Raw genomic sequence first — 21,304 nt, 5'->3', positions numbered from 1 at the left:
TACATGCGAGTTACTGCTCGCAAGGCGGCTACCGTCGCCGCCATCGCCGCAGTGGGTCTGCTGGCGAGCGCTTGCTCCGACTCCGGCGAGAAGTCGCCTTCAGCCTCGTCCGGCGCCTCCGGTGGCGAGATCAGCTACGCCGGTTGCACGCCGCAGAACCCGTTCATCCCGGCGAACACCAACGAGACCTGTGGTGGCGACTTCCTCGACACCATCCTGGCCAAGGCCGTTCACTACAACCCCGAGACCGCTGCTCCCGAGATGGACCTCGCCTCGAAGATCGAGTCCTCCGACAACCAGAACTTCACGGTCACCCTCAACAAGGGCCGCAAGTTCCAGGACGGCACCGAGGTCAAGGCCAAGAACTTCGTCGACGCGTGGAACTGGAACCGCAATGGCGAGAACGGCACGCTGAACTCCTACTTCTTCGACCCCATCGAGGGCGCGGCCGACATGGACTGCGGCACCTTCGCCAAGGACCAGGGCACGGGCGAGAACGACCCCAAGGCCGGGGACCCGGACTGCAAGGGCCAGCCCCCGAAGGCCAAGACCCTGTCGGGTCTGAAGGTCGTCGACGACTACACCTTCACCATCAAGACCTCCGAGAAGGTCTCCAACCTGCCGGTCCGCCTGGGCTACACCGCCTTCGCGCCGCTCCCGGACTCCTTCTTCGCTGACAACGGCGAGGCCTTCGGCAAGAAGCCGATCGGTGCGGGTCCGTACAAGTTCGTCTCGTACGAGCAGGGCACCTCGATGGTCGTCGAGAAGGACCCGAACTACGGTGGCAAGTTCGCCGGCAAGGCCGACAAGATCAACTTCAAGATCTACACCGACGCCGAGGCTGCCTACAAGGACGTCCAGGCCGGCCAGACCGACATCCAGAGCCAGGTTCCGTCCTCCGCGCTCCCGGGTGAGAAGTACAAGTCGGACCTGCCCGACCGCACGGCCGAGAAGGCTGTCGGTACGTTCCAGTCGATCGCCTTCCCGTCCCCGAAGGCCGACAAGACCTACTCGAACCCGAAGCTGCGTGCGGCCATCTCCATGGCGATCGACCGCGACACGCTGATCAAGCAGATCTTCGCCGGCACCAAGGAGCCCGCCACCGGCTGGGTCTCCCCGGTCGTGGACGGCTACAAGGCTGACGCCTGTGGCGAGTACTGCAAGTTCGACCCGGCCAAGGCCAAGGCACTCTTCGACGAGGCCGGCGGCTACAAGGGCAAGATGACGCTGTCCTACAACGTCAACGGTGACCACAAGGCCTGGACCGAGGCCGTCGCCAACATGCTCAAGGAGAACCTGGGCGTCGACGCTGTTGCCGTCGGTGTGACCGAGTTCTCGACCTTCCGTGGCCAGATCACGGACGAGAAGATGAAGGGCATGTTCCGCACCGGTTGGCAGATGGACTACCCGTCGATCGAGAACTTCCTCGCGCCGCTGTACGGCACGGGTGCTGGCTCGAACGACAGCCACTACTCCAACCCGGCCTTCGACAAGCTGCTCACCGAGGCCGCTGCCGCATCGTCGCTGGACGACGCCAACGCCAAGTACCAGGAGGCCGAGGCCCTGCTGAAGGCCGACCTGCCGGTCCTGCCGATGTGGTACGGCAAGGTCATTGCGGGCTGGAGCGAGAAGGTCTCCAACGTCAAGATCACCCCGTTCGGCACGGTGGACCTCACCAGCGTCACGGTCAAGTGATGTAGTCGAGGTGGTGGTCCGGGGTCGTGTGATCACGACAACCCGGACCACCCCCTCGATGTCGCTCAGCGACACCCCCGACGTACCGACGGCTCGCCGGCCGACAACTTGCGGCGAGCCGTTCGGTGTGTCCGACAATTGCCGCCGAACTGGTCCGACCGACGAGTGAGCGGCTGGCGGACAAGGGGATAGGGTCGGCACAAAGCAGTCGTCCCACGCCCCTGTTCTGACGAGGAGGACTCGTGACGAAGTACATCCTCAGGCGGTTGCTGCAGATGATCCCGGTCATTCTGGGAGCAACCTTCCTGATCTACGCGATGGTGTTCGCCCTTCCGGGTGACCCCACCCAGAACAAATGTGGTGAGCGGCCTTGCCCGCCGGCCTTCGTGGCCAAGTTCAAGGACGAGCACAACCTCAACGACCCGCTGCCCGTCCAGTACGGCAAGTTCATGATCAAGCTGAGCCAGGGCGACTTCGGCACCACGTACAACGGGACCGAGGTCAAGGACGAGCTGGTCAAGCGCTACCCGATCACCATGCGCCTGGCCATCATCGCCATCCTGTTCGAGACGGTGTTGGGCATCCTGGCCGGTGTGATGGCCGGTATCCGCAAGGGCAAGTTCGCCGACAACCTCGTGCTGCTCACGACCCTGGTCGTGATCTCGATCCCGCTGTTCGTCATCGGATCGGTCGCACAGACGTTCCTCGGCCTCAAGCTGCACCTCTTCCCGGTCACGGTCTCCGCCCAGGCGAGCTGGTACGAGCTCCTGCTCCCCGGCATGGTCCTCGGCACGCTCTCGCTGGCCTACATCGCGCGGCTGACGCGCACCAACCTGGCCGAGAACCTGCGTGCCGACTACGTCCGCACCGCAGTGGCCAAGGGCCTGACGAGGACGCGCACGATCGGCCTGCACACCCTGCGCAACTCCCTGATCCCAGTCGTGACCTACATCGGTGCCGACTTCGGAGCCCTGCTGGGCGGCGCCATCATCACCGAGCGAATCTTCAACATCCGCGGTGTCGGTGGCTACATCTTCCAGAGCATCGCCCTCAAGGACGGTGTGGCAGTCGTCGGCGCCGTCACCGTGCTCGTCATCGTCTACCTGTTCATGAACCTGCTCGTCGATCTCCTCTACGGCGTGCTCGACCCGAGGATCAGCCATGACTGACGTCACCACTTCGGCACAGGTCGACCCGAGCATCACCGCGGCCCCTGACACCCACCACGAGGCCGCTCGCTCACTCACGTCCGAAGCCTGGGGCCAGCTGCGCCGCAGCTGGATGTTCTGGGTGGCGCTGGCCCTCATCGCGGTGTTCGTCACCATGGCGGTCTTCCCGCAGGTGTTCACCAGGACCGATCCCAACCGCGCCATCCTCAAGCTCGGCAGCACGCCCCCCAGCGCCGACCAGTGGTTCGGTCGGGACCTGCAGGGCTACGACGTCTACGCCCGCACCATCTACGGCGCCCGGGCCTCGATCATCGTCGGCCTGTTCACGACCGTCCTCACTGCCCTGGTGGGCCTCGTGACGGGCACCCTGGCCGCCTACTTCGGTGGTTTCTGGGATGCGCTGATCATGCGGCTGACAGACATCTTCTTCGCCATCCCGTTCCTGCTGGGCACGATCCTCTTCATGGCAACCTTCCCCAACAACATCAACTCGGGCTACTTCTCCGTGGTGTTCAAGGTCGTCATCGCCCTGTCGATCCTGGGCTGGCCGGGCGTCGCCCGCCTCATGCGCGGTGCGGTGCTCCAGGTCAAGCCGAACGACTACGTGCAGGCGGCACGCGCGCTGGGAGCGAGCCCCTGGCGGATCATCCGTTCCCACATCATCCCCAACGCCATCGCACCGGTGATGGTCGTGTCCACGATCAGCCTCGGTGCGTACATCGCGGCCGAGGCCTCGCTGTCCTTCCTCGGCATCGGCCTCGTCCCCCCGGCGATCTCCTGGGGTGTTGCGATCTCCGACTCGCTGGGCCTGATCAGGACCGCGCCGTGGATCCTGTTGTTCCCGAGCCTGTTCCTGAGCCTTGCAGTGCTGGCTTTCATCATGCTGGGCGACGCGGTGCGCGACGCCTTCGACCCGAAGTCGCGCTGAGGCAGGAGACATCCACAGATGACGACGACTACTGACAAGAAGACGGCGAAGACCTCGCCTGACAGCCCCTACAAGCCTGTCGACGGACTGTTGCTCGAGGTGGAGGACCTCCGCGTCGAGTTCCACACCGCCGAGGGTGTCGCCAAGGCGATCAACGGCGTGAACTTCGACCTCCACGAGGGCGAGACGCTGGCCATCCTGGGCGAGTCGGGGTCCGGCAAGTCCGTGACCGCGCAGGCGATCATGGGCATCCTCGACATGCCGCCCGCGGTCATCCCCGGAGGTCAGATCCGCTACTGCGGCAAGGACCTGCTGACGATGCCCGAGGAGGAGCGCCGCAAGACCCGCGGTCCCGAGCTCTCCATGGTGTTCCAGGACGCACTGTCCTCGCTCAACCCGGTGTTCCCGGTCGGCTGGCAGATCGCCGAGATGTTCCGGGTGCACCGTGGCTTGAACAAGTCCGATGCCCTGGACCGTGCGGTCAAGCTCATGCAGCGGGTGCAGATCCCTGCGGCCAAGGAGCGCGTCAAGGCCTATCCCCACCAGTTCTCCGGTGGCATGCGCCAGCGCATCATGATCGCCATGGCGATCGCCCTCGACCCGGCGGTGCTCATCGCCGACGAGCCGACCACCGCGCTCGACGTGACGGTGCAGGCGCAGATCATGCAGCTGCTCCAGGAGCTCCAGGAGGAGCGCCAGATGGGGCTCATCCTCATCACGCACGACCTCGGCGTGGTCGCCGACGTCGCCGACAAGATCGCGGTGATGTATGCCGGTCGGATCGTCGAGCGGGCCGACGTCTACGAGCTCTACCGCAAGCCGGCGCACCCTTACACCAAGGGTCTGCTCGAGTCGATCCCCCGCCTCGACCAGAAGGGCCAGCAGCTGTCCGCCATCGGCGGCCTGCCGCCGAACCTCACCCGGATCCCCCCGGGCTGCGCGTTCAACCCGCGGTGCAAGTACGCCGAGAACATCTGCCGTGAGGATCGTCCCCCGCTGCGAGAGGTCGCCCCGGGTCGCGAGTCCGCCTGCCACTTTGCCGAGGAGGTCCTCAATGGCTGAGGCCATTCTGACCGCGACCGACCTGGTCAAGTACTACCCGATCAAGGGCGGCGTCCTGCGTCGGACGGTGGGTCAAGTCAAGGCCGTCGACGGCGTCAGCTTCGAGCTCAACAAGGGCGAGACGCTGGGCATCGTGGGCGAGTCCGGGTGTGGCAAGTCCACGCTGGGTCGCCTGCTCATGCGGCTCGAGGAGCCGACGTCGGGCTCTTTGATGTTCGACGGCATCGACATGTACACCCAGCGCGGCAAGGCCATGCGCAAGCTGCGCCGGGACATCCAGATCGTGTTCCAGGACCCGTACACCTCGCTCAACCCGCGCAAGACGGTCGGCGACATCGTCGGCGAGCCCTTCGACATCCACCCGTCGGTGGTGCCCAAGAAGGGCCGCCGCAAGCGGGTGCAGGAGCTCCTCGACCTGGTCGGCCTCAACCCCGAGCACATCAACCGCTTCCCCCACCAGTTCTCCGGTGGTCAGCGACAGCGCATCGGCATCGCGCGTGGTATCGCGCTCAACCCCAAGGTGCTGATCTGCGACGAGCCGGTCTCCGCGCTCGACGTCTCGGTGCAGGCCCAGGTCGTCAACCTCATGGAGAAGCTGCAGGACGAGCTCGGGCTCTCCTACATCTTCATCGCCCACGACCTGTCCGTGGTGCGTCACATCTCCGACCGTGTCGGCGTGATGTACCTCGGCAAGATGGCCGAGCTGGGCGACGAGGACGAGATCTACGGCCGTCCCACCCACCCGTACACCCAGGCGCTGCTCTCGGCGGTCCCGGTCCCCGACCCGACGCTGCGCGACAAGCGTGAGCAGATCGTCCTCAAGGGTGACGTTCCCTCGCCGGCCAACCCGCCGTCCGGGTGCCGGTTCCACACCCGGTGCTGGAAGGCGCAGGACAAGTGCAAGACCGACATCCCGCTGCTCGAGCTGCGTCCTGACGGCGCCGGTGAGCACCTGTCGGCCTGCCACTTCGCGTCCCCGCGCGAGATCATCGAGACGGTCGACCTGACGGACGTCGACGACGGCTCGCCGCAGCCGGCCGACGCCTGACCGACAGGTCTCGACACCGACGGTGCCGCCCTCCCAGGGGAGGGCGGCACCGTCGCGTCGAAGCGGGCGTGGCGCAGCCTCACGACCAGGGGCGGCACACCGCCCCGATCAGGACCGGTCGGGCAACCGGCGGTTGAGCGAGAAGATGCGTCCGAGCAGTGGCATCAGCACGATGTTGAGCCCGTGCAGGATGCCGATGATGAGCAGTATGCCGCCGAGCCGCCCGAGCTCGAACGTCACCTGCTCCGCCGTGACCAGACCCGTGAGGTCGTTCTTCCAGCTGCCCTGCGGTGCCACGTGCAGGCTGAAGAGGATGTACGCGGCGAAGATCAGGTAGTAGACGATGTCCGTGAGCACGATGTAGCTCTTGCCGGTGAGCGGGTTGTCGTGGAAGACGTCAGCCGCGTAGGCACGGCCGAAGCGCTTGATGAACGGGCCGAGCCATAGGGCGATCGCCAGCAGCGCGAGGTTGGTGCCCACCTCGAGGATCCACCAGGGCATGTGCAGTCCTTTCTCGTCTCTCGGAGTGAGGGTCATGAGGCCGACCACCGCGGCCGCGGTCCCGGTGAGCCAGAGGGCAACCGTCCAGCCCAGCCGTCGGCGACGGGCGCGGTCGTCGTCAATGGAGGCCACGACCCGGGCGAACAGGTCGGGGGAGGGCTCGGCGCGGCGTCCTTCGCTGGCGAGGGCCTCGTGCAGGCGATCCTCGAGCGCGCTCATCGCTTCACCTCCAGGGTGCTGGCCAGGGCACGCATGCCCCGTTGCAGATGGGTCTTGACCGAGTTGGGGGAGATGCCCAGCGTCGTGGCGATCTGCTCGACGGGCAGGTCGAGGTAGTAGCGCAGGACGAGGCAGTCGCGCTGTCGGTGGGGCAGCTGGCGCAGTGCCTGCACCACCTCGGAGCGCGACTCGCGGGCGGCGGCGGTCTCCTCGGCGGACGGCTCGTCGAGGACGGCAGGTGGCCGGTGCCGCAGCGAGACCAGCCCGCGACGGTTGTGGTCGCGGGCGAGGTTGATGACGATGGAACGCAGGTAGGCGGCGGCACGCTCGGGGTCCCGGATCCGGTGGGCGCTGCGGGAGAGCCGGATGAACGCCTCCTGGACGAGGTCCTCCGCGGCGGTGCGGTCGTCGACGAAGAACCTGGCGAGCGACACCAGCCTGGTCGCCTCCGCCGCGAAGAGCGCAGCCACGAGGGCGTCGGCGCCCTCGACGCCCGACGCTTCCCCTGCTCCGCTCTCCAGTACGCCCACAGACTCCATCACCTCCACAGACGAACGAGCAGAGCCGTTGGGTGACAAGGAATTTCGGTGAGATCTTCTGTCACCCGAGGCGTCGTGGTGTCGCGTCGGTGAGGTGTCAACACCACTGCTCCACAGGGCAAGGAGAGCATCATGGATCACACCCAGTCATCACCTCTTTGGCGGAGGTCTGCCACCGCAGCCGCGTGTGCGGCGGTCGCGGTCGTGGGCGCGGCGGTCGCCCCGGCCGTGGGCGCGGCCTTCAACTTCAAGAGCGACCTGCGCGACTTCGCACCCGCGACGGCAGGGCCGTTCGACCACGCCAGTGCCAAGCTCACGCTCGTGGGCGACGACTCCACCCAGGCCGTCTTCGTGGTGCACGGCGTCGACCCGGCGGTCGCCGGACAGACCTTCGGCGCGCACCTGCACCTCGGGCCCTGCGTGGCGGGCAGCGGCTCGTCCGCGCTGGGGCACTACAACCACTCCACCTCGCCGCGGGTCGTGAGCAACGAGACCGAGATCTGGCTCGACGTGACCATCAACGACGGCGGCAACGCCCAGAGCATGGCGCGCGTCGACTGGGCACCCGTGGCGGGCGCGCGTTCGGTGGTCATCCATGCCAAGCCGACCGCAGCAGACGGCACCGCCGGGGACCGACTCGCGTGCCTGCCCGTGGAGTGGTGATGACGAGCTCCCGGCACGCGCTGCTCCGCGCCGCTCTCGTGGGCACTGCCCTCGGGGCGGCGTGGGGCGTGCTCGCGAGGGTCTGGATGCGGCTGGTGTCCACGGAGCCGGAGTTCTCCTGGACCGGGACCGTGTTCATCGTGCTCCTCGCGACGGTCTTCGGGCTGTGTGTGGGGTTCGCGGCCGAGACCCGCCGACAGGGACGCAGCGCATGGTGGCTGGTGTCGGCGGTGCCGGCCCTGCTGCTCTTCGCGGGCCAGGGGGCGCTGTTCCTGCCGGGGTCCCTGGTGGCCGGCGTCCTCCTGGCGCGCCGCTCGGTCGTGGCACGCCGGGTGGCCTGGCTCGCGGTGTTCGTGGTGCCCGTGCTCCTGTGGCGGGACCTGCGGCTCGACGAGGACACCATGTTGTCCGCGCCGCTGCGGGTGCAGGTCGCCGCGTTGGTGGGGATGCCGTTGCTGGGCTGGTGGCTGTCGTGGCACGCTCGCGACCTGTTCCGAGCTCCGGGAGCGGGCCACGGGCGAGGAGCGGGCCGCGCGGCGGACGACAGCAGGGGGCGCAGTGACGGGCGCAGTGACGGGCGCAGTGACGGGCGCAGTGACGGGCGCAGTGAGGGGCGGCTGGGTGCCGACGGTCAGTCGGCGTCGCCCGAGCGCGCCCTCAGCAACCTGCGCAGCGACTCCAGCCGCGAGGTGCCGGCCGGACCGGCCTGACCTGAGGCCACCCACGCGTCGAGGGCACACTCCTCCTCGTCGTGGCTGCAGCCCCGGGGGCACTGGGCGGTGCCGGGCTCGAGGTCGGGGAAGTGGACGATGATCCGCTCGAGGTCGACGTGGGCCAGGCCGAACGAGCGCACGCCGGGGGTGTCGATGACCCAGCCGTCGCCCCCCGGCAGGCGCAGCGCCACGGCCGAGGTCGACGTGTGCCGCCCACGCCCCGTGACGTCGTTGACGACACCGACCGCGCGGCCGGCGTCCGGCACCAGCCCGTTGACGAGGGTGGACTTGCCGACGCCGGAGTGGCCGATGAAGACGCTGACCCGCCCGGTGAGGCGTTCGTGGAGGGACTCCAGCCCCGAGAAGTCGTCGACACTCGACGTCACCACGTGGGGCACGTCGAGCGGCGCGTAGTTCTCGAGGAAGGGACCGGCGTCCTGCAGGTCGGACTTGGTCAGCACCAGGAGGGGTCGCAGACCAGCGTCGTAGGCCGCGACGAGGCAGCGGTCGACCATGCGCGGGCGCGGCTCGGGGTTGGCGAGCGCGGTGACGATGACGAGCTGGTCGGCGTTCGCGACGATGATGCGCTCCACCGGGTCCGTGTCGTCGGCGGTGCGGCGCAGCACCGACCTGCGGGGCGACTGCTTGACGATGCGGGCCAGTCCGTCGGGGTTGCCGGAGGTGTCGCCCACGAGACCGACCTCGTCGCCGACGACGATGCCCTTGCGCCCGAGCTCGCGGGCCTTCATCGCGAGGACGATGCGCTCGGGCATTCCGCGACCGCCCACACCCTTGGCCACGAGAACCGTGTAGCGGCCGCGGTCGACCCCGATGACGAAGCCTGCGACGGCGTCGTCGTGCGCGGGGCGGTCCTTGGACCTCGGGCGCGAGCCGCGGCGGCTGGGCCGGATGCGGACGTCGCTCTCGTCGTAGTCGGACGCCTGCCGACCCATCAGCGCGGCCCGCTCACGGGGCGGTCGGTGCCGGAGCGGGCTGTCGCGGAGGCGGTCAGCATCTGCTCCCACAGGGTGGTGAACTCGGGCAGCGTCTTGGCGACCGTGCCCGCGTCCTCGACGACGAGCCCGGGCACGCGCAGGCTGAGCACCGCGGCCGCCATGACCATGCGGTGGTCCGAGTACGTGTGGAACGTGCCGGCATGCAAGGGCTTCGGCTGGATGCGCAGACCGTCGTCGGTCTCGGTCACCGAGGCGCCGAGCGCCGAGAGCTCGCGGGCGAGGGCGGCGAGGCGGTCGGTCTCGTGGCCCCGGATGTGGGCGACACCACGGATGACGGAGGGCGAGTCGGCGAGGGCTGCCACGGCAGCGACCACGGGGGTCAGCTCGCTGGCGTCGTGCAGGTCGACGTCGATGCCGTTGACCTCGCCGGTGCCGGGCGCCCCGCTGCTCGCCGAGCCCGCGACGGTGAGGCCCTCGCGAGCGAGCGTCACGTCGGCGCCCATGGCGTCGAGGATGTCGCGGATCGCGTCACCGGCCTGGGTCGTGTGCTGGGGCCAGCCGGGCACGGTCACCCGCCCGCCGGTCACGAGGGCGGCGGCGAGGAAGGGGGCGGCGTTCGAGAGGTCCGGCTCGACGTGGACGTCCAGCCCACCGAGCTCCGAGGGCTCGACCCGCCAGGTGTCCGGCTCCGCGTCGTCGACGATGGCGCCGGCATCGCGCAGCGTCTCGACGGTCATCTCGAGGTGCGGCTCGGACGGGACCGGCTGACCGACGTGGTGCACGGTGACGCCGTCGTCGAACCGCGCGCCCGTGAGCAGCAGCGCGGAGATGAACTGCGACGAGGAGGATGCGTCGAGGGTGACGGAGCCGCCGGGCACCCGGCCGGTGCCGTGCACGGTGAACGGCAGGGTGCCGCGTCCGCCGTCATCGACCTGGACGCCCAGGGCGCGCAGGGACTGCAGGACCGGACCCATCGGCCGCACGCGCGCCTGGGCGTCGCCGTCGAACTCGACGGGGCCGTCACACAGGGCGGCCACCGGGGGAAGGAACCGCATGACCGTCCCGGCGAGGCCGCAGTCGATGCGCCCCCCGCCGCGCAGCGTCGCGGGGGTCACGATCCAGTCGGCCGACCCCAGGCCGTCGGAGGTGCTGTCCTCGATCGTGGCGCCCAGGGTGCGCAGCGCCTGCGCCATCAGCAGGGTGTCGCGCGACCGCAACGGCGCGCGGAGCCGGGACATGGTGCCGGCGAGGGCGGCGAGCACGAGGTAGCGGTTGGTGAGCGACTTGCTGCCGGGCAACAGGACCTCGGCGTCCAGCGGAGCCACGGCCGGGGGCGGCGTCCAGTCGCCCGTGGACGGGGCCGAGCCGGACGGGGCCGAGCCAGACTGGGCCGAGCCGGACGGAGCCGAGCCAGACGGGGCCGAGCCAGACGGAGCCGAGCCAGACGGGGCCGAGCCAGACGGAGCCGAGCCAGACGGGGCCGAGCCAGACGGAGCGGACGCGACCGGGGGAGAGGGAGCCGGGGCGCGGTCAGCGGGCAGGGCGCCGTGATGGTCAGGTGAGGGCATCGTGCGCCTGGGACGCGGCGAGCTTGGCCTCGCGACGGGCTGCGCGGGTCGCGTGGCGGGCCTCGCGGCGGGTCGTGCGCGCGGTGCGCTTGGCGGCGTCACCGGCCATGCCGAGGCGGTAGGCGACCCCCGGCTTGCCCTCGGTGTCGACGGCCGCCAGCAGGAGGCCCCCGATGAGACCGAGGTTCTTGAGGAACGAGATCCGCTGCGTGCGCCGGATGGCCGGGTCGGTCTCGGCCCAGAACGCGTGGCCCACGTAGGTCGTCGGCACCATCGTGCCCACCAGCGCCACCGAGGCCAGCCGGGGGAGGTGGCCTGTCGCGAGCAGCGCTCCGCCGCCCACCATCGTCGCTCCGTTGGCCCGCACCAGCAGCTCGGGGTCGTCGGGCAGGCCCAGCGGGGCGAGCCGTGCGGCGAAGGGAGCGACCTTGGGCTTCAGCGCAGACGGATGGCGCAGTTGCTCGAGGCCCTGGACGACGAAGATCGCGGCGAGCAGGGGACGTGCCACGCGGCGGACGAGGGTCATGGGTCGCTCCTGGTGACGGCGATGGTGCTGGTCGGCACGGGTGGCCGCGCCGGGTGTCTCACTGTCCTACCGTATTCGGTGCCGTGCCTCGCCGCGCACCCTGCTCACCACCTGCTGGCTCCCGCGGACCGTAGGCTGGCGACATGTGCGGCCGTTACGCAGCCACCGCCAACCCCGACGAGCTGGTCGAGGAGTTCGAGGTCGACTCCGATCGCACGCTCGAGCCAGCGCGCAGCATCCTCAAGAGTCCCCAGTCGCCACCGCCCGGCACCCCGGACTACAACCTGGCCCCCAGCAAGCAGGCGCCCGTCGTCCTCTCCCGGGTGCCGAGGGACCAGACGAGCGAGGCGTATGCCGGTGGGCCGGCTTCCGAGCGGCAGCTGCGCCTGCTCACGTGGGGCCTGGTCCCCAGCTGGGCCAAGGACGTGAGGACGGGGATGCGGATGATCAACGCCCGTGCCGAGTCCGTGCTCGAGAAGGGGGCCTTCGCCAAGGCGGCCGTGTCGCGCCGCTGCCTCGTCCCGGCGCAGGGGTGGTACGAGTGGCAGAAGTCGCCGGTGGCGACCGACACGAAGGGCAACCCCCGCAAGCAGCCGTTCTTCATGCACCGGGCCGACGGCGACGTCGTGGCCTTCGCGGGGCTCTACGAGTTCTGGCGCGACCGCGAGATCGCCGACAACGACGACCCCGAGGCCTGGCTCACCACGTTCACGATCATCACCACCGAGGCCGAGCCGGGGCTCGACCGCATCCACGACCGCCAGCCCCTCGTCCTCGAGCGGGGCGACTGGGCGACGTGGCTCGACCCCGACGTGCGCGACGTCGCCGAGGTCGGGCGGCTCCTGGCGTTCACGCAGCCCGGCCGGTTCGAGGCGTACCCCGTCTCGACCGCCGTGTCGTCCAACCGCAGCAACGGTCCTGCGCTGGTCGAGCCGGTGGGGGCCGACCAGCTCGACGGCGTGGTCGACCCGATGACCGGCGAGATCATCGGGGGCAGCGACGCACCGCCGGCCCCGCCGGTCCAGGGCGCGGAGAACCCCGCGTGACGACCCGTCGCACCCGGGACATCGCGACTCCGCTTGGGCCAGCGCGGGCTGAGGTCTGGCGTCCGCCGAACGCCTCCGGCACCGTCGTCCTGACGCACGGTGCCAGCGGCGGGGTCGAGGGTCGCGACCTGCTCGCCGTGCGGGCAGGGCTGGTCGACGCCGGCTGGGCCGTGGCCCTGGTCCAGCAGGCCTGGGGTGTTGCGGGGCGACGCACCCCACCGCGACCCGTGCCACAGGACGAGGCCTACCTGCCGGTCGTCGAGGCCCTCACCTCGGGGCGCGGCAGGCTGCCGGGCCGGCTCGTCCTCTCCGGCAAGAGCAACGGCGCGCGGGTCTCGTGCCGCACGGCGCACCTCCTCGGTGCGCGCGCCGTGCTCTGCCTCGCGTTCCCCCTGCACCCGCCGGGCAAGCCCGAGGTGTCGCGGGCGGCCGAGCTGCGCGAGCCCCTGGCGCACGACATCGCGCTGCACGTCGTGCAGGGCGACCGTGACCCCTTCGGCACGCCAGGTGAGGTGCGCGCGGAGCTGCCCGACCCGGCATACGTCACCGCGGTGCGCGGAGAGCACACCGTGAGGGACACCGCGCCCCTGGTGGCGGCGGCGCGGGCCTTCGTGGCGACGCTGGACTAGAGGGCGCCACCCGCGGCGGCCGGGGCCGAGGCGTCCTTGCCACCGTCGCCGATGGACTCGCGGGCCAGGTGGTCCTCGATCTGGAACCAGTCCTCGCCGGCTCGCTCGGCGATGGTCAGCAGGGTGCTCATCGCCGCGACCTCCTCGACCTGCTCCTTGAGGAACCACAGCATGAACTGCTCACCCAGGACGTCGCCCTCGCTGCGCGCGGCGCGGAACAGCGCCTCGATCTGGGCGGTCACGCCCCGCTCCTGCTGGAGGGCCACCTCGATGGGGGAGGTGGGCTTGGCGAACTCGTTGCGCACCTCGTCGACGCCGGGGACCGTGAGCGGCCAGTCACGGTCGAGCATGTACTGGACCATCATCATCGCGTGGTTCCGCTCCTCGACGCTCTGCTGGTAGAAGTGCGTCGCCAGGCGGGGCAGGTCGTGACCGTCGAACCACACGGCGATGGCGATGTACTGCTGGCTGGCGGTGAACTCGTGTCGCACCTGCTCGGCGAGCAGCTCGACGAACGACGAGCCGGAGTCCTTGGTCTTGGCGGGCATGCGCCCCACGGTATCGGCTGGGAATGACCCCGCGGTTGACGTGGTTGAACCACGGTGAGACACCCCGTGAAAGGAGGCCCGCCTGTGCCAGTTCTCACCGCGCCCCGGCCGGCGTCCACCGGGCTAGGCTGGAGGGCGATGACTGACACCCCCGCATTCGACACCCGTGAGTCCGTGGACCTGACCGCAGGCGACGTGGTGGAACCCCCCGCAGACCACACCGTGGACGTCCAGACCGAGTCCACCTCCGACCGGCACGCCCGCTTCGAGCGCGAGGCGATGCCGTTGCTGGACCAGCTGTACTCGGCTGCCCTGCGCACGACGCGCAACCCGGCCGATGCCGAGGACCTCGTCCAGGAGACCTACGCCAAGGCGTTCGCGGCGTTCCACCAGTACCGCCCGGGCACCAACTTCAAGGCGTGGATGTACCGCATCCTCACGAACACCTACATCAACACGTACCGCAAGCGGCAGCGTGAGCCCCTGCAGTCGGACGCGGCCGAGATCGAGGACTACCAGCTCGCCCGCGCCGAGTCGCACTCCTCGACCGGTCTGCGGTCGGCCGAGACCGAGGCGCTCGACCACCTGCCCGACACCGAGGTCAAGCGTGCCCTGCAGGACCTCCCCGAGGACTTCCGCATGGCCGTCTACCTCGCCGACGTCGAAGGTTTCGCCTACAAGGAGATCGCAGAGATCATGGACACCCCCATCGGCACCGTCATGTCGCGGTTGCACCGTGGCCGGCGCCAGCTGCGTGAGCTGCTGACCGAGTACGCCGCCGAGCGCGGCTTCGCGACCCAGGGGGCGGACTCATGAGCTGCGGACACGGCGAAGCGGCCGACGCGGACTGCTCGGAGGTCCTGCACCGGGTCTACGAGTACCTCGACGGCGAGATGACCGTCGACGACACCGTGAAGATCAAGCACCACCTCGACGCGTGCGGGCCGTGCCTGCAGCAGTACGACCTCGACCAGGCGCTCAAGGCCCTCGTCAAGCGGTCGTGTGCCTGCGAGGAGGCCCCGGTCGAGCTGCGCACCCAGATCATGGCGCGCATCACCACCCTGCGGGTGACGCTCAGCGAGTGAGCCGTATGCCGGGTGGTCGCCACCCGGCACCCCCCGCCTGCGGGTGGGCGCACGGCTGATCTCTGCCGCACGCGGCCGAGCTCTGCCGCACACGGTGAGCTCTGCCGCGCACGGGGGAAAGCGAAAGGGCGCGAAACGGTCGTGATGACCGTTTCGCGCCCTTGCGCTGTGCGTCGTGGCGCTGGCTCAGGCGTTGGGCTTGCGGCCGTGGTTGGCCGCGTTGCCCTTGCGCGAGCGGCGCTTGCGGGCGCGCTTGCTCATGGGTGTCACTCCGTCGCTGGTGATGTGGCGCTCCAGGGGCGCCCGGTCCATCGGACATTCTCGCACAACACGTGAGGTGGCCTGGACCTGGTGGCGGGGCACACGAGGGGCCCAATCAGCGAACATTCCGGGGCAGACCACCTCGAACTGAACTTCAAGAGTTGGTCAAGAAGAAGTCTAACTTCGAGAAAGTCGCAGATCAGACGGCATCATAGTGCTGCAGCCGAATCGCACCCCTGACGATTCGGAGCAACAGTCAGTCCGATGTGGCCGAACGGTTGACCCCTCCCATCGGACAGAAGGAGTATCCGCCATGAAGGCCATCACCACCATCTTCGAGTCCATCCTCCGCGAAGACACCCTGGTGTGGAGCGCAGACCAGCGTCCGGCCAAGGTCGTCGACACCACCAAGGCGTGGGGCTGGGGCACCTGATCGGTTGACGCCACACCTGACCCGTAAGCCCGAGCACGCGGCACAGCCTCGCTCGACGGACTAGATTTCGTCTGTGAGTGCTGACAAGCCTGCGACGCGAGAGGCGCCGGGCCGGATCTCGAGCCTGCCGACGCTGATCACGGTCAGTGCGGTCTGCCTTCTGGCCGTGGCGCTCCTGGTCGTCAGCTGGGTCTGGACGGGTCCCCCGACGGACTGGGCCGCCCTGGTGGTCCTCACGCTCCTCGGAGTGGCGAGCTGGGTCTTCCGCGAGACGGATGTCGGAGCACGCGTCCAGTTCTCGTTCGCCAGCATCATCATGCTGACAGCCGCTGTGGTCCTCGGGCCGGTGGGAGCCGGCATCGTCGGCCTGATGTCGACCGTGGTCCACCTCGGACGCGAGCGCGTCATCGTCCGGATCTTCAACTTCGGGATGTTCACCTGCATCGCCACCATCGGCGCGCTGGTGTACGCCGTGACCGGCGGGGCCGAGCGCGGCGAGGGAATGACCGGCCCTTGGGCGCTCATCGTGCACGTCGGGATCCCGCTGATCCTCGCCGATGTCGCCCAGTGCCTGACCAACGCCCTGACCCTCGCCCTCATCCTGCGCGTCGCCGGCGGTGTCCCCCTGCGGATGCAGGCGTGGAAGCTGCTCAGCACGACCGGCCTGGCCTATGTGGGGTACGGCCTCATCGGCTTCCTGTTCGTCGTGCTGTGGATCCCCGCCAAGGTGGGCTGGTTCAGCGCCGTCCTCGTCCTCGCACCGCTCTTCGTGGCCCGCTGGGCCTTCGTCCAGTACGGCGACGAGGTCCGGGCACACGAGCGCACCCTGCGGGCCCTGGTGTCCGCCGTCGAGACCAAGGACCCGCACAACGCCGGCCACAGCGAGCGGGTGGCGCGCCTGTCCGAGTGGCTGGCCGAGGTCATGGGCCTCGGCCACCGCGAGATCCAGGACGTCCGGGTCGCGGGGATGTTGCACGACATCGGCAAGGTGGCCGTCCCGACGCCCCTGCTGCGCCCGCGCCGCGACCTGTCCGACGACGAGATCGTCGTGCTCGCCGGTCACGCCGAGGGTGGGGTGGCCCTCGTGGCCGACATCGACTTCCTCGCGGGCGCGGTCGACGGCATCGCCTACCACCACGAGAGGTTCGACGGGCGGGGCTACCCCGAGGGTCTGGTCGGTGAGGCGATCCCGCTCTTCGCGCGCATCGTCGCCGTGGCCGACAGCTTCGACTGCCTGACCACCGACCGCGTCTACCGTCCCGCGGTGGCCGTCGACGAGGCGCGCCGCCTGGTCACGGAGCGGGCGGGCACCCAGTTCGACCCCGCCGTGGTCGAGGCGCTCGGCCGCGTACTGGCCAGGCACGACTGGAGCACCACCGAGCGGACCCCCGACCAGCTCGCCACGGCCGGGGTCGCACTCGACCACGACGAGCTCGAGGCGTCCGACCACCTCGCCGAGCGACCCGACCTGCGCGCTCGCCTGGGTCACCCCGGCCGCCAGTTCGCCATCAACGGGATGGAGGCACGGTGACCCTGCTGCGCCGCCTGACCTTCGACCTGGGATGGCTCATCTCCATCGCGGCGACCGTGGTCGTCGTCTGGTCCGTCGTCGCCGGGTCCGGCCAGCTGGCCCACCTGCCCTCGGGCACCCTGGTCGTCCTCGGTCTCTTCTTCATCGCCATCGTCGCCGGCGAGGCAGCGCGCCTGCGCATCCTCACCGGCCGAGAGACCGCACCGATGTCGTCGGCGGCGGCGCTGGGCCTGGCCCTGACGGTGCTGCCCACCGAGTCCGGCGCTCCGGCCGGCGCGGCGCTCGTCACGGCGACCATCACCGTGGCCATGGTGGTGCGCAGTGCGATCTCCCGCGTCGCCGGATCCACCGTCTCCCTGCGGCAGACCTCCGCCCACGTGGCGTGCGCGGCCGTCGCGCCCCTGCTCTACCGCAGCATCGACTTCAGCGGTCGCTCGCTGGTCGAGTGGCAGACCGAGTGGGTCTCGCGCCGCTGGCTCGTCGGCGTGGTCATGGTGGCCGTCGGGGCCGTCGCGATGCTGGTCGAGCTCACCGTGGAGGCGCTGGCGCGCGCCGGTGAGGACCAGGCCCCCCTGCTCCCGGCCGTCATCGACGAGCTGCGCTCCAACCTCGGCCTCGCCACCGCGCTGGTCACCTCGGGCGCACTGATCGCGCTCGCCGAGTTCGCCATCGGCGTGGCCGCGCTGCCGCTGTTCCTCTTCCCGCTGGTCCTGACCTACTTCGCGGTCCAGCGCTACGCCGCGATCCGGGTGACCTACCGGCAGACGATCGGTGCGCTCTCGTCCCTGACGGACCGGGCGGGCTACACGACCCTCAACCACGCCCAGCGTGTCTCCTCGCTCGCGGTCGCGGTCGGGCGCGACCTGGGCATGGGTCAGCGCGACCTCACGGACCTGGAGTATGCAGCGCTGCTGCACGACCTGGGTCAGGTCGCCCTGCGTGAGCCCATCCCCGAGGGGGCCACCGTCATGGCGGCGCCCGCGGACCAGCAGCGGATCGCCCACGACGGAGCCGAGATCGTGCGCACCACCGGTGTGCTCGACACCGTCGCCCAGATCCTCGAGGCGCAGACCGTGCCCTACCGCCAGGTGCGCGAGTTCGGCCAGGACCTGCCGATGGCCAGCCGCATCATCAAGGTCACCAACGCCTACGACGACATGGCCGGCGCACTGGGTGAGAACGACGACCGGGCGATGGAACGCATCCACCTCGGCCTCGGCTACGAGTACGACCCGCGGGTCGTCGAGTCCCTGTCCCGGGTGCTGCAGCGGCGCCGGCGCGCGTTCGCCTCCATGTCCTGACCAGCGCCGTCCCCCGGGAGGCGCTCCCGCTGCATACGGACACGCTCGTCGTGGGCACACACAGGAACCGGGTGGTGCCGGGGCTGACCCCGACACCACCCGGCCTGCAGTGGTGGAACGCCCTCCGTCAGGGCGTGCCGGTGGTGAGGTGGGCGTCCATCGAGATGTTCTTCTCGACCCGGGGGTCTCCCGCGTCGGCGAAGTAGTCGCCCCGGATCGTCTCGTCGCGACCAGCGTCGACCTTCATGGCCCGCAGGACCAGGGTCAGGGCCACGGCGACGACGAGGTTGATGACGAAGGCCGTCATCGCGATGTAGCCCAGGTCGCCCAGCACCGGGATCGGGTCGAGCGACCCACCGAAGTGCGCGACCTTGCTGCGCGGGTTGGCCACGCCCCATGCTGCCCAGGTGCCGTACGCCATGCCCACGGCCCAGCCGGCCAGCAGGGCCCAGCGGTGGAACCAGCGCGTGTAGAGGCCGAACACGATGCTCGGGAGGGTCTGCAGGATCCAGATGCCACCCAGGAGCTGGAAGTTGATCGCGTTCTGCTTGTCCAGGGTCAGCACGAAGACCAGGGCGAACGCCTTGACGAGCAGGGAGACCAGCTTGCCGACCTTGGCTTCCTGCGCATGGGTCGCGTCGGGCTTGAGCCACTCCCTGTAGATGTTGCGGGTGAAGGTGTTCGCCGCTGCGATCGACATGATCGCCGCGGGGACGAGGGCACCGATCGCCACCGCCGCGAAGGCGACGCCCGCGAACCAGCTCGGGAAGGAGTCCTCGAACAGCTGGGGGATCACGAGCTGGGCGTTCGGCTTGCCGTCGAGGCCGATCGGCTTGGTCTTGGCCGCGATCGCCACCCAGCCGAGCAGGGCCAGGAGGCCGAGCACGAAGGAGTAGGCGGGCAGGATCGAGGCGTTGCGCCGGATCGTGTTGCGGCTCGAGCTCGACAGGGTCGCCGTGATGGAGTGCGGGTACATGAACAGCGCCAGCGCCGACCCGAACGCCAGGGTGGCGTAGGCGACGAACTGTTGCTGCGAGGGGATGAACGCACCGTTGGGCTTGCCGTCGACGGGGTTGGCGGCAGCCATCTTGGTCTCGGCCGCACCGAAGATCGCGTCCCAGCCGCCGAACTTGGACGGCAGGTAGATCACGGCGACGATGATGACCAGGTAGATCAGGGCGTCCTTGACGAACGCGATGACCGCGGGTGCACGCAGTCCGCTGGAGTAGGTGTAGGCCGCCAGCAGCGCGAAGGCGATGAACAGCGGGAGGTCGCGGGCGAGCAGGCTCTCGCCACCGACGCCGGCGACCTCGAGGACGGCCTGGATGCCGACCAGCTGCAGCGCGATGTAGGGCATGGTCGCGAGGATGCCGGTGACCGCCACCGCGAGCGACAGCCCACGGGAGCCGTAGCGCCCGCGGACGAAGTCGGCCGGCGTCACGTAGCCGTGGCGGTGGCTGACCGACCACAGGCGGGCCATGAAGATGAAGATGATCGGGTAGAGCACGATCGTGTAGGGGACCGCGAAGAACCCGGCCACGGCACCGGTTGCGAACATCGCCGCGGGGACCGCGACGAAGGTGTAGGCGGTGTAGAGGTCGCCGCCGAGGAGGAACCAGGTGACCCAGGTGCCGAAGCGCCGGCCGCCGAGGCCCCACTCGTCGAGCGACTCCATGCTGTCGGCCTTGCGCCACCGGGTGGCCCAGAAGCCCATGCCGGTCACGAGGGCGAACAGCAGGATGAGGACGGTCAGGGCGACCCCGTTGACGCTCTTGTCGGTCACCAGGGGTGCGAGCGCGGTCATCGTCCGGCCTCCTCGTCGCGGCGGCGGGTCTCATCGTCGCGGTGGCCGGGCATCGGCCGGTGCGGGCGCGCGCGGAGCACGAGCTTGTAGGCCGTGTACGTCAGCCCCGAGCAGAGGAAGACCCACAGGAACTGGTACCAGATGAAGAACGGGAAACCCCACAGCTCGGGGTCCTTGCGGGCGTAGCTGCCCACCCATGCCAGCGCCACCAGGGGGAGGGCGAGCAGGACGCCGGCAACGGCCAGCAGGCCTTTGTTGGCAGGGGGGACTGTGTCGTGGTCGACGTCGCTGTCGAGACTCACCGTGACCTCCAGAGGAGAATTGAGCGGCTGCGGTACGGCAGCCAGTGCGTACGATATGCCCGACTCATGGGTAACTGTGGGAACGAACAGGTGTCACTTCAGCACCAACCCGCAGGTGGCGGCCCTGCGCCCGGGCCGCGAGACGACGGACGCCCGCCCCGCGGTGCGGGACGGGCGTGCGGCTGGAGCGGGCCTCAGGCGGCCTTGGTCTCCTTGAAGATCTTGTCGATCTCGGCGATCTTGGCGAGCAGCTCGTCGGCCTTCGCGGCGTCGAACTCGCCCTTGGTGCCCGATGCCCCGGCCAGCTTGGTGGCCTCGTTGAACAAGGTGTGCAGGTCGGGGTACTTCTCGAAGTGCGGGGCCTTGAAGTAGTCGGTCCACAGCACCCACAGGTGGTGCTTGACGAGCTCGGACCGCTGCTCCTTGATGACCACCGCGCGGGTGCGGAAGTCGGGGTCGTCGTTGTCGGCGACCTTGGCGATGATCGCCTTGATGGACTCGGCCTCGATGCGGGCCTGGGCGGGGTCGTAGACACCACAGGGCAGGTCGCAGTGGGCGCTGACCTCGGTGGTGCGGAAGATGCGGGAGAGCATGAAGATCCCTTCTGCGAGACGGATGTTCAGGTGCGTCTTCGACCCTACCCCGCAGGTCAGCGACCCGCACCGCGCCCCCCATCCGGTGGGACCGCCATACRAGCCGGTATGCGGTGGGGCGGCCCCGGGTGGGGCGTCCCGGCCCGGACGTGGGCGGGCCCGCGCCCCGCCCCGGGGTGGGGCG

Annotated in this window: 23 protein-coding genes; 13 read left to right on the top strand and 10 right to left on the bottom strand. The window is 69.6% G+C overall.

What is annotated here, in order from left to right:
• Window positions 1-3 precede the first annotated feature (3 nt).
• The 5 genes from AC1DV7_RS15205 (at window position 4) to AC1DV7_RS15185 (ending at window position 5,902) form a co-directional block, all read left to right on the top strand.
• Window positions 4-1,695 (top strand): peptide ABC transporter substrate-binding protein, encoded by a 1,692-nt coding sequence (locus AC1DV7_RS15205; RefSeq protein ID WP_477597977.1) that lies wholly within the window; start codon window positions 4-6, stop codon window positions 1,693-1,695.
• Window positions 1,696-1,937: 242 nt separating this feature from the next.
• On the top strand, window positions 1,938-2,864 hold the full coding sequence (locus AC1DV7_RS15200) for an ABC transporter permease (RefSeq protein ID WP_477597976.1): 927 nt from the start codon (window positions 1,938-1,940) through the stop codon (window positions 2,862-2,864).
• Complete coding sequence (locus AC1DV7_RS15195; protein WP_477597975.1) at window positions 2,857-3,792, top strand: ABC transporter permease; 936 nt, start codon at window positions 2,857-2,859, stop codon at window positions 3,790-3,792. The genes AC1DV7_RS15200 and AC1DV7_RS15195 overlap by 8 nt, the downstream gene beginning before the upstream one ends.
• A gap of 18 nt (window positions 3,793-3,810) precedes the next feature.
• A complete protein-coding gene (locus AC1DV7_RS15190) occupies window positions 3,811-4,854 on the top strand; it encodes an ABC transporter ATP-binding protein (protein WP_477597974.1) in 1,044 nt (347 codons plus the stop codon).
• Window positions 4,847-5,902, top strand: a complete 1,056-nt coding sequence (locus tag AC1DV7_RS15185) for an ABC transporter ATP-binding protein (protein ID WP_477597973.1) — start codon at window positions 4,847-4,849, stop codon at window positions 5,900-5,902. The genes AC1DV7_RS15190 and AC1DV7_RS15185 overlap by 8 nt, the downstream gene beginning before the upstream one ends.
• A gap of 108 nt (window positions 5,903-6,010) precedes the next feature.
• Here the strand turns inward: AC1DV7_RS15185 and AC1DV7_RS15180 are convergent, their stop codons facing one another.
• Window positions 6,011-6,622: a hypothetical protein gene (locus AC1DV7_RS15180; protein ID WP_477597972.1), complete on the bottom strand. Its 612-nt coding sequence runs from the start codon at window positions 6,620-6,622 to the stop codon at window positions 6,011-6,013.
• On the bottom strand, window positions 6,619-7,161 hold the full coding sequence (locus tag AC1DV7_RS15175; RefSeq protein WP_477597984.1) for an RNA polymerase sigma factor: 543 nt from the start codon (window positions 7,159-7,161) through the stop codon (window positions 6,619-6,621). Before AC1DV7_RS15175 ends, AC1DV7_RS15180 begins: the two co-directional genes overlap by 4 nt.
• Window positions 7,162-7,293: 132 nt before the next feature.
• Here AC1DV7_RS15175 and AC1DV7_RS15170 point away from each other — a divergent pair, with 132 nt between their 5' ends.
• Both AC1DV7_RS15170 and AC1DV7_RS15165 read left to right on the top strand, forming a co-directional pair.
• Window positions 7,294-7,824 carry a hypothetical protein gene (locus AC1DV7_RS15170; protein ID WP_477597971.1) on the top strand — a complete coding sequence of 177 codons (531 nt, stop codon included), beginning with the start codon at window positions 7,294-7,296 and terminating at the stop codon, window positions 7,822-7,824.
• The gene (locus AC1DV7_RS15165; protein WP_477597970.1) at window positions 7,824-8,534 is read left to right on the top strand and encodes a hypothetical protein; all 711 of its coding nucleotides are present in this window, start codon (window positions 7,824-7,826) and stop codon (window positions 8,532-8,534) included. Before AC1DV7_RS15170 ends, AC1DV7_RS15165 begins: the two co-directional genes overlap by 1 nt.
• Here the strand turns inward: AC1DV7_RS15165 and rsgA are convergent.
• The 3 genes from rsgA to AC1DV7_RS15150 form a co-directional block, all read right to left on the bottom strand.
• Window positions 8,456-9,490, bottom strand: a complete 1,035-nt coding sequence (gene rsgA / locus AC1DV7_RS15160) for a ribosome small subunit-dependent GTPase A (protein ID WP_477597969.1) — start codon at window positions 9,488-9,490, stop codon at window positions 8,456-8,458. The genes AC1DV7_RS15165 and rsgA overlap by 79 nt on opposite strands.
• Window positions 9,490-10,818, bottom strand: coding sequence for a 3-phosphoshikimate 1-carboxyvinyltransferase (aroA, locus tag AC1DV7_RS15155; protein WP_477597968.1), 1,329 nt, complete (start codon window positions 10,816-10,818; stop codon window positions 9,490-9,492). The genes rsgA and aroA overlap by 1 nt, the downstream gene beginning before the upstream one ends.
• Window positions 10,819-11,047: 229 nt before the next feature.
• On the bottom strand, window positions 11,048-11,587 hold the full coding sequence (locus tag AC1DV7_RS15150) for a DoxX family protein (protein ID WP_477597967.1): 540 nt from the start codon (window positions 11,585-11,587) through the stop codon (window positions 11,048-11,050).
• 143 nt (window positions 11,588-11,730) lie between these two features.
• Here AC1DV7_RS15150 and AC1DV7_RS15145 point away from each other — a divergent pair, with 143 nt between their 5' ends.
• Both AC1DV7_RS15145 and AC1DV7_RS15140 read left to right on the top strand, forming a co-directional pair.
• Window positions 11,731-12,633 carry an SOS response-associated peptidase gene (locus AC1DV7_RS15145; RefSeq protein WP_477597966.1) on the top strand — a complete coding sequence of 301 codons (903 nt, stop codon included), beginning with the start codon at window positions 11,731-11,733 and terminating at the stop codon, window positions 12,631-12,633.
• Window positions 12,630-13,262, top strand: a complete 633-nt coding sequence (locus AC1DV7_RS15140; RefSeq protein WP_477597965.1) for an alpha/beta hydrolase family protein — start codon at window positions 12,630-12,632, stop codon at window positions 13,260-13,262. Before AC1DV7_RS15145 ends, AC1DV7_RS15140 begins: the two co-directional genes overlap by 4 nt.
• Here the strand turns inward: AC1DV7_RS15140 and AC1DV7_RS15135 are convergent.
• Window positions 13,259-13,810 (bottom strand): ferritin, encoded by a 552-nt coding sequence (locus AC1DV7_RS15135; protein ID WP_477597964.1) that lies wholly within the window; start codon window positions 13,808-13,810, stop codon window positions 13,259-13,261. The genes AC1DV7_RS15140 and AC1DV7_RS15135 overlap by 4 nt on opposite strands.
• A 138-nt stretch (window positions 13,811-13,948) precedes the next feature.
• Between AC1DV7_RS15135 and AC1DV7_RS15130 the strand changes: the two genes are divergently transcribed.
• Both AC1DV7_RS15130 and rsrA read left to right on the top strand, forming a co-directional pair.
• Entirely contained in the window at window positions 13,949-14,626 is a 678-nt protein-coding gene (locus AC1DV7_RS15130; RefSeq protein WP_477597963.1) for a sigma-70 family RNA polymerase sigma factor, read from the top strand.
• Window positions 14,623-14,895, top strand: a complete 273-nt coding sequence (gene rsrA / locus AC1DV7_RS15125) for a mycothiol system anti-sigma-R factor (RefSeq protein WP_477597962.1) — start codon at window positions 14,623-14,625, stop codon at window positions 14,893-14,895. Before AC1DV7_RS15130 ends, rsrA begins: the two co-directional genes overlap by 4 nt.
• Before the next feature lie 186 nt (window positions 14,896-15,081).
• Here rsrA and AC1DV7_RS15120 read toward each other — a convergent pair whose 3' ends face one another.
• A complete protein-coding gene (locus tag AC1DV7_RS15120; protein WP_369791897.1) occupies window positions 15,082-15,156 on the bottom strand; it encodes a 50S ribosomal protein bL37 in 75 nt (24 codons plus the stop codon).
• A 506-nt stretch (window positions 15,157-15,662) separates the two neighbouring features.
• On the opposite strand from AC1DV7_RS15120, the gene AC1DV7_RS15115 reads away from it, so the two are divergent.
• Entirely contained in the window at window positions 15,663-17,120 is a 1,458-nt protein-coding gene (locus AC1DV7_RS15115; protein ID WP_477597961.1) for an HD-GYP domain-containing protein, read from the top strand.
• Entirely contained in the window at window positions 17,117-18,421 is a 1,305-nt protein-coding gene (locus AC1DV7_RS15110; protein WP_477597960.1) for an HD-GYP domain-containing protein, read from the top strand. Before AC1DV7_RS15115 ends, AC1DV7_RS15110 begins: the two co-directional genes overlap by 4 nt.
• A 127-nt stretch (window positions 18,422-18,548) precedes the next feature.
• Here the strand turns inward: AC1DV7_RS15110 and mctP are convergent, their stop codons facing one another.
• From mctP to sodN, 3 genes are all read right to left on the bottom strand, one after another.
• Entirely contained in the window at window positions 18,549-20,225 is a 1,677-nt protein-coding gene (gene mctP, locus AC1DV7_RS15105) for a monocarboxylate uptake permease MctP (RefSeq protein WP_477597959.1), read from the bottom strand.
• A complete protein-coding gene (locus tag AC1DV7_RS15100; protein ID WP_477597958.1) occupies window positions 20,222-20,527 on the bottom strand; it encodes a DUF3311 domain-containing protein in 306 nt (101 codons plus the stop codon). Before AC1DV7_RS15100 ends, mctP begins: the two co-directional genes overlap by 4 nt.
• Before the next feature lie 194 nt (window positions 20,528-20,721).
• Window positions 20,722-21,120 (bottom strand): superoxide dismutase, Ni, encoded by a 399-nt coding sequence (gene sodN, locus AC1DV7_RS15095; RefSeq protein ID WP_477597957.1) that lies wholly within the window; start codon window positions 21,118-21,120, stop codon window positions 20,722-20,724.
• Window positions 21,121-21,304 lie beyond the last annotated feature (184 nt).

The sequence above is a fragment of the Pedococcus sp. P2_E4 genome, from assembly GCF_056403935.1.
This window is presented reverse-complemented; position numbering and strand designations above follow the sequence as displayed.

Bases quoted from the DNA above. Each gene is read 5' to 3' on its own strand.
- AC1DV7_RS15205 (WP_477597977.1), top strand. From the start codon at position 4: ATGCGAGTTACTGCTCGCAAGGCGGCTACCGTCGCCGCCATCGCCGCA.
- AC1DV7_RS15195 (WP_477597975.1), top strand. From the start codon at position 2,857: ATGACTGACGTCACCACTTCGGCACAGGTCGACCCGAGCATCACCGCG.
- AC1DV7_RS15190 (WP_477597974.1), top strand. From the start codon at position 3,811: ATGACGACGACTACTGACAAGAAGACGGCGAAGACCTCGCCTGACAGC.
- AC1DV7_RS15185 (WP_477597973.1), top strand. From the start codon at position 4,847: ATGGCTGAGGCCATTCTGACCGCGACCGACCTGGTCAAGTACTACCCG.
- AC1DV7_RS15180 (WP_477597972.1), bottom strand. From the start codon at position 6,622: ATGAGCGCGCTCGAGGATCGCCTGCACGAGGCCCTCGCCAGCGAAGGA.
- AC1DV7_RS15175 (WP_477597984.1), bottom strand. From the start codon at position 7,161: ATGGAGTCTGTGGGCGTACTGGAGAGCGGAGCAGGGGAAGCGTCGGGC.
- AC1DV7_RS15170 (WP_477597971.1), top strand. From the start codon at position 7,294: ATGGATCACACCCAGTCATCACCTCTTTGGCGGAGGTCTGCCACCGCA.
- AC1DV7_RS15165 (WP_477597970.1), top strand. From the start codon at position 7,824: ATGACGAGCTCCCGGCACGCGCTGCTCCGCGCCGCTCTCGTGGGCACT.
- rsgA (WP_477597969.1), bottom strand. From the start codon at position 9,490: ATGGGTCGGCAGGCGTCCGACTACGACGAGAGCGACGTCCGCATCCGG.
- AC1DV7_RS15150 (WP_477597967.1), bottom strand. From the start codon at position 11,587: ATGACCCTCGTCCGCCGCGTGGCACGTCCCCTGCTCGCCGCGATCTTC.
- AC1DV7_RS15145 (WP_477597966.1), top strand. From the start codon at position 11,731: ATGTGCGGCCGTTACGCAGCCACCGCCAACCCCGACGAGCTGGTCGAG.
- AC1DV7_RS15135 (WP_477597964.1), bottom strand. From the start codon at position 13,810: ATGCCCGCCAAGACCAAGGACTCCGGCTCGTCGTTCGTCGAGCTGCTC.
- AC1DV7_RS15130 (WP_477597963.1), top strand. From the start codon at position 13,949: ATGACTGACACCCCCGCATTCGACACCCGTGAGTCCGTGGACCTGACC.
- rsrA (WP_477597962.1), top strand. From the start codon at position 14,623: ATGAGCTGCGGACACGGCGAAGCGGCCGACGCGGACTGCTCGGAGGTC.
- mctP (WP_477597959.1), bottom strand. From the start codon at position 20,225: ATGACCGCGCTCGCACCCCTGGTGACCGACAAGAGCGTCAACGGGGTC.
- sodN (WP_477597957.1), bottom strand. From the start codon at position 21,120: ATGCTCTCCCGCATCTTCCGCACCACCGAGGTCAGCGCCCACTGCGAC.